The organism is Mycobacterium sp., assembly GCF_035623875.1.
In the GTDB taxonomy this organism is placed as follows: Bacteria; Actinomycetota; Actinomycetes; order Mycobacteriales; family Mycobacteriaceae; genus Mycobacterium.
This window is the reverse complement of record NZ_DASPSP010000034.1, coordinates 1-8,928: the sequence shown is the minus strand read 5'-3', so window position 1 is coordinate 8,928 and position 8,928 is coordinate 1. Positions and strand designations below refer to the sequence as shown.

At 64.6% G+C, this 8,928-nt stretch carries 10 protein-coding genes; 4 read left to right on the top strand and 6 right to left on the bottom strand.

All coding sequences use genetic code 11. The features are described 5' to 3' along the window. Positions 1-811 (bottom strand): toll/interleukin-1 receptor domain-containing protein (locus tag VEI45_RS02945; RefSeq protein ID WP_324849979.1); only part of this gene is annotated, 811 nt, incomplete at its 3' end. 85 nt (positions 812-896) lie between these two features. After that, complete coding sequence (locus VEI45_RS02940) at positions 897-1,610, bottom strand: hypothetical protein (protein ID WP_324849977.1); 714 nt, start codon at positions 1,608-1,610, stop codon at positions 897-899. Between the two features lie 85 nt (positions 1,611-1,695). Between VEI45_RS02940 and VEI45_RS02935 the strand changes: the two genes are divergently transcribed. Further along, a complete protein-coding gene (locus VEI45_RS02935) occupies positions 1,696-2,559 on the top strand; it encodes an alpha/beta hydrolase (RefSeq protein WP_324849975.1) in 864 nt (287 codons plus the stop codon). A 5-nt stretch (positions 2,560-2,564) separates the two neighbouring features. Here the strand turns inward: VEI45_RS02935 and VEI45_RS02930 are convergent, their stop codons facing one another. Beyond that, a complete protein-coding gene (locus VEI45_RS02930; protein WP_324849973.1) occupies positions 2,565-4,028 on the bottom strand; it encodes an FAD-dependent monooxygenase in 1,464 nt (487 codons plus the stop codon). Positions 4,029-4,112: 84 nt separating this feature from the next. On the opposite strand from VEI45_RS02930, the gene VEI45_RS02925 reads away from it, so the two are divergent. Then, complete coding sequence (locus VEI45_RS02925) at positions 4,113-4,733, top strand: TetR/AcrR family transcriptional regulator (RefSeq protein WP_324849970.1); 621 nt, start codon at positions 4,113-4,115, stop codon at positions 4,731-4,733. 9 nt (positions 4,734-4,742) lie between these two features. Here the strand turns inward: VEI45_RS02925 and gnd are convergent, their stop codons facing one another. Together gnd and VEI45_RS02915 are read right to left on the bottom strand one after the other, a co-directional pair. Continuing rightward, on the bottom strand, positions 4,743-5,765 hold the full coding sequence (gene gnd, locus VEI45_RS02920) for a phosphogluconate dehydrogenase (NAD(+)-dependent, decarboxylating) (protein WP_324849968.1): 1,023 nt from the start codon (positions 5,763-5,765) through the stop codon (positions 4,743-4,745). An 11-nt stretch (positions 5,766-5,776) separates the two neighbouring features. Further along, positions 5,777-7,186 carry a glucose-6-phosphate dehydrogenase gene (locus VEI45_RS02915; protein WP_324849966.1) on the bottom strand — a complete coding sequence of 470 codons (1,410 nt, stop codon included), beginning with the start codon at positions 7,184-7,186 and terminating at the stop codon, positions 5,777-5,779. A gap of 220 nt (positions 7,187-7,406) precedes the next feature. On the opposite strand from VEI45_RS02915, the gene VEI45_RS02910 reads away from it, so the two are divergent. Continuing rightward, a complete protein-coding gene (locus tag VEI45_RS02910) occupies positions 7,407-8,225 on the top strand; it encodes an adenylate/guanylate cyclase domain-containing protein (RefSeq protein ID WP_324849964.1) in 819 nt (272 codons plus the stop codon). Here VEI45_RS02910 and VEI45_RS02905 read toward each other — a convergent pair. Further along, positions 8,222-8,383, bottom strand: coding sequence for a hypothetical protein (locus tag VEI45_RS02905; protein ID WP_324849962.1), 162 nt, complete (start codon positions 8,381-8,383; stop codon positions 8,222-8,224). The two genes, VEI45_RS02910 and VEI45_RS02905, sit on opposite strands and share 4 nt — an antisense overlap. A gap of 74 nt (positions 8,384-8,457) precedes the next feature. On the opposite strand from VEI45_RS02905, the gene VEI45_RS02900 reads away from it, so the two are divergent. Next, a partial coding sequence (locus VEI45_RS02900; RefSeq protein ID WP_414687387.1) for a guanylate cyclase occupies positions 8,458-8,928 on the top strand: 471 nt, incomplete at its 3' end.

The following is an 8,928-nucleotide window of genomic DNA, read 5'->3' as shown; positions in this document are numbered from 1 at the left end:
ACGCCCCGGTGGGTTCGCCAGCATCCTTTGCGCTTGTGTCGGGACTTTGACCTACCAACTCGGTGTCGACGTCACGGGCATCCTCCGTTGGTTCAGCGGCGATAATGCCCGCTCCATCGCGGATCGCGGGTTCGCTGCTGTCGACCTGCGCTGGTTGGGCGGGCAGCCGTCTAAGCCGTGTGATTGCGCGGTCCACATCGGCATAGAGGTCGTGACGTGTGCTAAACCGCTCCAGAATGTCTCGGCCGCCTCGCCGCTCCAGCGGATCGAATGACGTAAGGGCGAGATCCAGTTGAAGCAAAATCTGGTGCTGCTGGTCGTGATCAAGCGCATTTGCTCGCGTAACGAGATCGATAATATCGGTGAGATAAGACAACGGGGCCGCGGGCGGTTCCGGCAACGGGTCCGGCAACGGCGCCGACGGTGGCAGTGCGGCCAGAGCACCCTGCAACTGCAACGCGGCGAAGGCCCGTTCGGCGGGCTCCGAGTAGTCGATGATCTGGCGTCTAGCAAAGCGACTGGGTAACGCTGTCGGCGGCGGTTCGACCGCAACCGGAACCAGCGGCTTGCCTAACGCCTCGGCCCACTCAAATTCACGAGCACACGCAATTGACTTCAAGGCCGCCGAGGAGTAAATCGCGATAACCGCATCGGTGTCAGCGATGCGCCGCAGAATTTCGTCCCACCAGTCTTGACCGCCGCGAAGGGCGGCGTCGACCCACGTGTCGTAGCCCATCGTGCGCAGGTGCTCAACCAACTGGTCGACGACGGGTTTGTTCTCGCGGGCGTACGAGACGAACAGCTTTCGCAACGATCACCCCTCTGTTCACCATCCGCTGAATTGGGCGGAAAAGTTACTGAGACTTACACCAATACTGACAGCAGGGGCATTGTCTTCACCAGTGGCACTGACAGCGGTAAATGGACGTTTTCCACGGTCCCTCTCTGCGCCGTGTGCTTTGAAGCTGGCCCGCGCAACAGAAGCCACCTATCAAACGCGGGACCTGCTGTGCGGCTGCGACCAACACATAAAACAACTTGAACAACACGCTCGCGCCGCGGTACGCCGAGAACGAAGCGCATATATCGAATCGTGGAGCACCGCCTGCGCGCGGAACGACCGCATCCCCGCACCTGCCGACACGCTCTTTGTCGTTTGACGTTCTGTCACACGGCGGTACGCTCCCGCTCCGCCACGACGCCGCGGCCAAAGCGGATCTCGCGCCGAGGCGTCGGCAGAAATTCTGCACAAACGTCACCCGCACTCGCCCTCGATGATCGGCCACGCCGAATCCCGCTGCGCGGTCCAGTAGTTGATCCTTCATGGTCTTCCTCCACGCGATGTCCACTGAGTCGTCGTCGAAGCCGCGCCCGCGCTTGGCCGGGAGCACGGTCACCACCATCAGCTCGTCGATCACCTGGCTGCGCAGCGTGGCGTCCATCTGCTCCCACCGCTCCCGCAGGTCCTGGCCGCGTGCCATGAGCCTGCCCGCGAGGCTTACCCGAAGCGCCGCCGCCAGCTTGCGGTCAATCGCGGCGATCTCGGCTTTGTACTCAACGGCTCTACTGCGCGCCACCGGGGTGTCCAGGTCGTCCAGCAGGTCAACCACGGCGACAACCAAAACTCACCGCTCAGGTGAATGATCCAAAAGTGCTGTAGGTAACGTCAAAGCACCATCAACCGAGAGGACGCCCATGACTACTGTGAGCAGCACTCCGCAGACTGTCGAGTATTCGGGCGTCAATGGACTCACCCTGGTCGCCGATGAGTGGAACCGCGGCGCCGAGGCGGCCGCCGATCGGGCGACGATCCTGATGCTGCACGGCGGCGGCCAGAATCGGTTCTCCTGGAAAAACACCGGCCAGGTCTTAGCCGATGAGGGATTCCACGTGGTCGCGCTGGACAGCCGCGGTCACGGCGACAGTGATCGGGCGCCCGACGCTGACTACGACGTCGAAACGTTGACCGCCGACGTCATGCAGGTGCTCGACGCGATCGACCGGCCGGTGAACCTGATCGGGGCGAGCATGGGCGGGTTGACCGGCATCCTCGCTGCCGACCTGGCCGGACCAGACCGGGTCACGCGGTTGGTGCTGGTCGACGTGGTGCCACGGTTCGAGAAGAACGGCAGCGCCCGCATCCGCGAGTTCATGTTCAGCGGTCTCCATGGGTTCGGCTCGCTCGAAGAGGCCGCTGACGCCGTCGCCGCGTATCTGCCGCATCGGACCAGGCCGCGCAGCCCGGAGGGGTTGAAAAAGAACCTGCGACTGCGCAACGGCCGCTGGTACTGGCATTGGGATCCGGCGTTCATGACCAAGCCGGGCGACGACCCGGAACTACGCACCGAGAAATTCGAACACGCTGCCGCCGGCCTGACGATTCCGGTGCTGTTGATCCGAGGCAAGCTGTCCGACGTGGTCAGCCTGGAAGGTGTGCGGCACTTTCTGGAGACCGTGCCCAACGCGGAGTTCGTGGAACTGTCTGACGCCGGGCACACCGCAGCCGGCGACGACAACGACGCCTTCAGCGACGTCGTGGTGACGTTCGTGACGCACTGACTCACCTAAGACATCACCCGGGCTGCGTAAGCGGCCAAGTCGACCGGTCGCGACGTGATGGCCCCGATGTAGCCATCGGGCCGAATCAGCACTGCCGCACCGTCTTTGACGTCGTAGCCATCCAGGATGTGTCGATCAACGTCGATCAGATCGCCACCGACGCGGTAGGACCGCACGCCCGCGCGGTCGAGGGTCGGCGCGGTTGCCCCGAATCGCAGCAGTGTCCAGTGCGGTCCGGCATAGCAGTTGAACAGGCGTATCGGCCGCCCGCTGGAAGATCGGCGGTCTAGGCATGGCGCATCGGGCGCCCGATCACCCGCTACGAGCGTGCAACTGGAGCCGTCGTCGAGCGTCAACGGCCCGCGTCGGTAACTCACGTCAAGCTGCTGAGTTTCCTCGCCGCGCTCGAACGCGTCGTCGGCGCCACGCAACTGCTTGTCCAGCAGCGCGGTGCTGACGCCGAGCACCCTCGCGGCGACCGGCAGGCGCTCTGCTTGGTAGCTGTCGAGCAGCTCGTCGGATGCCCCGGCGAGCACCGCGCCGAGCTTCCAGCCCAGGTTGTAGGCGTCCTGCACACCGGTGTTGAGCCCCTGGCCGCCGGTCGGCGGATGCACGTGTGCGGAGTCACCCGCCAAGAAGACGCGGCCGACCCGAAACTGTTGGACCATGCGAACATTGGGCCGCCAGACCGTGCGCCAGGTCAGTTCGCGCAGCCGAATGTCGGTGCGCCCGGATGCGACGTCGAGCGTGTGCTGGAGAGCCTCGAGGGTGGGCTCGATCCCGGACGCGCGGGTCGCCACGACGTAGGCGTCGTCGGCACCGGCCAGCGGAGTGAACACGAAAAAGTTGTCCTCGTCGAGCATCCAGCCGTGCCCGTAAGCATGGTCCAGGCCGTCGACGCGCAGATCGGCCAGCAACATGGTGATGTCCTCGTTGGTCTCGCCGACGAACGGCACCGCGAGTTGACCTCGAACGGTGCTGCGTCCGCCGTCGGCGCCGACGAGATACGCGGTGCGCAAGGTTTCGCCGCCGTCCAGCCGTGCAGTTACGCCGTCGTCGTCCTGGTCGAACGCGACCACCCCGGCGCACAGCCCGACTTCCACGCCGTAGGAGGCCAGCCGCGAGCGCAGGATCTGCTCGGTCCGCCACTGCGGCACGAACCACACGTTGGGATAGGGCACATCGGAGCGCGGTGCCGCCGGCTCAGCCATCCGGCCCTCCCACACCACCCGGTCGTCGGCATAGATCCGGGTCACCGGTGCCGACATGCCGGCGGAAACCACCTCGTCGATAACGCCGAGATCCTCGAACACCTCCAATGTGCGTGGCTGGATCCCGTCGCCGCGTGATCCGACCGAGAAGCGATCGGCCTTGTCGACAATGCGCACTCGGATGCCTCGGCGCGCCAAGTCCAGAGCCAATGTGAGCCCGGTCGGCCCCGCGCCGGCGACGAGCACGTCTGCGTGCATGCCGCCTCCTTTAATGAATCTAATTTCAGTGAATTTTGATTCAGTCTGGACGGTGTTAGCTTTTCTGTCAAGGAGGGCCACTGGGTGAAGCGCACCGAACAGGCCGCTAGCACCGAGGCGGCGCTCAAGGCAGCCGCCCGGCGCGTGTTCGCGCGTCAGGGTTACCTGAACACCAAGATCACCGACATCACCGCCGAAGCCGGCCGCGCCGCCGGATCGTTCTACAACCACTTCACCGGCAAGGAAGAGCTCCTCACCGCGCTATTGACCGACGCATTAGCCGAAAGCGACGCAGCGATTTTCGCACCGGACTCGCAACACCGCGCAGACTTCAGCGACCGCGAAGCCGTCCGCTGGCACGTCGCGAACTACTGGCGGTTCTACAGTCGCCACGCGGTCGAACTGACCGCGCTTCGGCAGGCTGCTCTGGTCAACGCCGAGTTCGGCGCGCAGCTGGAAGAGATGACGGCCGGGAGCGTCGACCACTTGGATGATCATTTGGACCCGATCACCAAAGCCGGGCGCAGCCTGCCGGGACCACCCGACTTAGTGCTGGCGATGTTCGCCGGACTGCTCGACGGGTTCAGCTACCACTGGCAGCTGTCCGAAGGCCGGTTCGGCGGTCGACGCGTCGACGACGAGGAGGCCATCGACACCTTGACCGAGTTCATCTACCGCGCCCTCAACGGTTGCCCCGGCGACTAGTCAAACCTGTTAGTTCGCTGGTTTTTCCGCGTGCCCACCGAACTGCTTACGCATTGCCGACAGCGCCTTATTGGCGAAGTCATCGAGCTGACGCGACGAGAAGCGGGACTGCAGCGCGGTCGTCAGGACCGGCGCGGGAACTCCCTCGTCGATCGCCGCGATGGAAGTCCAGCGGCCCTCGCCGGAGTCAGAGACGCGCCCCGAGAACTCATGCAAGTCGGGCGACTCCCGCAACGCGATCGCGGTCAGATCCAGCAGCCACGAGCCAATGACGCTGCCCCGGCGCCACACCTCGGCAACCTCCGGGATATCGAAGTCGTACTGGTAGAACTCGGGGCACGACAGCGGCGCGGTTTCGGCGTCACCTTCCTGCACATGCTTGCCTATGTCGGCATTGCGCAAGATGTTTAGCCCCTCGGCAAGCGACGCCATCATGCCGTACTCGATCCCGTTGTGCACCATCTTGACGAAGTGCCCCGCCCCGGCAGGGCCGCAGTGCAAGTACCCCTGCTCCGATTGAGCGACCTCACCTTCTCGACCCGGGGTGCGCGGCGCCGAGTCCACCCCGGGTGCGACGCTGGCGAAAATCGGCTCGGCGTGCGAGAACGCATCCGCGTCCCCGCCGATCATCAGGCAGTAGCCGCGCTCGCGGCCCCAAACGCCGCCGCTGGTGCCGCAGTCCAACATCCGAATCCCGCGCTCGGACAGCATATTTGCGTGCCGGATGTCGTCGCGGTAATAGGTGTTGCCACCGTCTATCACGATGTCGCCGGGTTGCAGCGTGTTGACTAGCTCCTTAATCGCCGCGGTGGTGATATCGCCGGCAGGCACCATCACCCAGACGACTCGAGGTTTTGTGAGCTGGTCGGCCAAGTGCGACAGCGAGGACACCCCGGTGATCTTGTCTTCGCCGGCCATCGCCTTGACCGCCTCGGGATTGCGGTCGTACACCACGCACTCGTGCCCGTCTTTGACCAGCCGGCGGACGATGTTCGCGCCCATCCGGCCCAAGCCGATCATCCCTAGCTGCATGTCTGTTCTCCTTACCGTGATGCAGTGTGATTACCGCCCAGCCACGGCTGTTGCCAACCGCGATGACCACGCAGCAGTGACTGTGCCTCGTCGGGCCCCCATGAGCCGGGTTCGTAGCGGTGGACCTTGCCGGGGGTGTCGAGGAGTGGCTGCACAATGCGCCACGTTTCTTCGATGATGTCTTCACGCGCGAACAGCTGACGATCGCCGGTCAATCCGGCATGCAGCAGGCGCTCATAGGTCTGTATCGGTTCGCCCAGATCCTCGGCGAAAAAGGAGTCCAGATGCACGTCTTGCCAGCCGTGCCGACCCTGGGCGGTCAACTGCAGGCGCAGCCCGGGCTCCGGGTCGATACGCAACACGATCTGATTCCCCTCCACCCGTGTGGATTCGGGCAGGAATGCCAATCGCGGGGTGCGCCGCAGAAAGAGCCGGACTTCAGTCACCCTCTCCGGCAGCGCCTTTCCGGCCCGCAGGAAGATCGGCACCCCGGCCCAGCGCCAGTTGTCGATCTCCAACCGCAGCGCGACGAAGGTCTCGGTCTGTGAATTTTTCGCGACCCCGTCAATGTCGGTATAGCCCGCATACTGCCCCCGCACGTATCGGTCGGGATCCGCCGCGGGCATCGCGCGGAACACTTCGGCCTTCTTGTCGTTGAGGTCGTCCGAGCTGGATCCGACCGGGGGTTCCATCGCGACCAGGGCGAGCCCCTGCAGCAGATGGTTCTGCACGACGTCACGCAAGGTGCCCACCGCGTCGTAGAAGTGGCCGCGGTCCTGCACCCCGAAGTCTTCGGCCATCGTGATGTGGATTTCGGAAATGCTGTCACGGTCCCACAGCTCGGCGAGCGCCAGGTTAGCAAAGCGTAAATATTCCAATTCGACGATTGGCTGCTTGCCCAAGAAGTGGTCCACCCGCAGGATCTGTTCCTCGTCGAGCACCGCATGCAGCCGAGCGTTGAGTTCCAGCGCGGAAGCCAGGTCGTGGCCGAATGGCTTCTCCAACGCGACGCGCGATCGCTCCAGCAAACCGGCCTTACCGAGGTTCTCGACGATTGGCGCGAACAGCGACGGCGGCATTTCCAGGTAGTAGAGACAGTCGCGCTTCGAACCGATCCGCTCGGCCAGCGAGTCGTACAGATCGGTATCGGTCACGTCACCGTTTACATAGGACAACCGGTCCGCCAGCCTGTCGAACACCTTGCCGTCCAGCTCTTCGCCGCTGTCGGCGATCGCCTTGCGGGCCCGATTGACCAACTCCTCTTTCGTGATGTCGTCGCTGGCCACGCCCAAGACCGGGCACTGCAGAACCTCCCGGCGCTCCAGGCGATACAGGGCTCGGAAGGTCATCTTGCGGGCCAGGTCGCCGGTAATGCCGAAGATCACCAGCAGGTCTGAACCGCGATCGCCGCATTCGGCCAATCGGTGACCTCCACGAAAAATCGACTAGTCAAGCCACGGCCCGGTCCAACCCTAAACACTGCGGTTGGGGCCGACAACCAGGAAGCAAACGTTGGCTATTGGGCGACGCCGGCACGAAGCGATTTGATGACTCCCGGCAACCGCTCCCGCAGTTGATCTTTCGCGGCCCGCGCAGCCGATCCGGCACTGTCGCTACGGCAGGCGACGCTGATCAGGAAAGATGCATGGCATGCATGATCCCGGCCTGTTGATGATCGCGGTCTACGCGCTGGCGGGCGTCGCGGTAATCGAGGCCGCCGCGCTGGCCTTCGTGTGGACGGCGCTGACCCGCAGTCGTCGGGAGGCCGCCGAACTACGCCAGCGCGTCGACCCCCGCAGTTGGCTGCTGACCGGCGGTCGCGAGGCGGTCAAGACCGTGTGGCAGACCGCGAACCTGGTGCGTAAGGAGGGGTTCGGCGCCGCGGTGCGCAGTTCCATCGAAGATCTCGCCGACTGGGCCGAGGTGGAACGCCCGGACCTGGCCCGGGTCACCGGCGACGGCAAGGTAGCGATTCTGTTCTCAGATATCGAAGAGTCCACTGCGCTCAACGAGCGGGTCGGCGACCGGGCCTGGGTCAAGTTGATCGGTGAGCACGACAAGCTGGTCCGTAAGCTGGTCAAGGAGCGCTCCGGGTATGTGGTGAAAAGCCAGGGCGACGGATTCATGATTGCCTTCGCTCGGGCCGAGCAGGCAGTACGCTGCGGTATCGACATCCAGCATGCGCTGCAGAAAGAAGCACAACGCAAGCGGCACAACGGCATTCGGGTGCGGATTGGAATCCACATGGGCCGCTCGGTGCGCCGCGGCGACGACCTGTTCGGCCGTAACGTCGCGATGGCGGCACGAGTCGCCGGGCAGGCCAGTGGCGGGGAGATCCTGGTCAGCGAGACCGTGCGCGACGCCATCAGCGACTGCGACGACATCTCGTTTGACCAGGGCCGCGAGGCCGAGTTGAAGGGCTTCGCCGGCACCCACCGCCTCTACGCGGTCGCCGCCTAGGGCTCATCGCCCGCCTCGGCCAGGCGCTGCTGCAGCCGGGCCCGGATCTCGTCGGGCGTGTAAGCCCTGCGCCGACGCTGATCGCGGGCCACCAGCACTCCGCCGGCGGCGACCCCCAGAACCCCGGCCAGCCCGAGCAACTTCCAAAAGGTGCGCATGCGCAAAGGTTATTCGCGACTGCATCCTGCAATCACGGATATCCGCATATGGTGCGGTGGTGGAAACGCATGCGGTGAGTCTGACCCAAGCGCTGGAGGCAACCCGGACCGGCGACATCTGGCTGTTTCGTGGGCGATCCGGACCCGACCGCGCGATCCAGACCTTGTCGAACAGCCCGGTCAATCACGTCGGTATGACGGTCGCGATCGAGGATCTGCCGCCGCTGATTTGGCATGCAGAACTCGGCGACAAGCTGACCGACGTATGGACCGGCACCAACCACCGCGGCGTGCAACTCAACGACGCCGGCCAAGTAGTCGAGCGGTGGATGCAGCGCTACCGGCAGCGATGCTGGTTGCGTCAGCTGGCACCCGACGCCGACCGCGAGCAGGAGGACAGGCTGCTGCGTGTCATCGCCCGGATGGACGGGACTCCGTTTCCGAGTACTACCCGGCTCACCCTGCGGTGGCTGCGCGGTCAACTGCCGACCCGATACGACTGGGTGCGCGGAATCCCGTTCTTGGACAGATGGGTTCGCGATTCA

Excerpts from the sequence above, each read along its gene's own strand:
- VEI45_RS02935 (WP_324849975.1), top strand. The coding sequence starts at position 1,696 with ATGACTACTGTGAGCAGCACTCCGCAGACTGTCGAGTATTCGGGCGTC.
- VEI45_RS02930 (WP_324849973.1), bottom strand. The coding sequence starts at position 4,028 with ATGCACGCAGACGTGCTCGTCGCCGGCGCGGGGCCGACCGGGCTCACA.
- gnd (WP_324849968.1), bottom strand. The coding sequence starts at position 5,765 with ATGCAGCTAGGGATGATCGGCTTGGGCCGGATGGGCGCGAACATCGTC.
- VEI45_RS02910 (WP_324849964.1), top strand. The coding sequence starts at position 7,407 with ATGCATGGCATGCATGATCCCGGCCTGTTGATGATCGCGGTCTACGCG.
- VEI45_RS02905 (WP_324849962.1), bottom strand. The coding sequence starts at position 8,383 with ATGCGCACCTTTTGGAAGTTGCTCGGGCTGGCCGGGGTTCTGGGGGTC.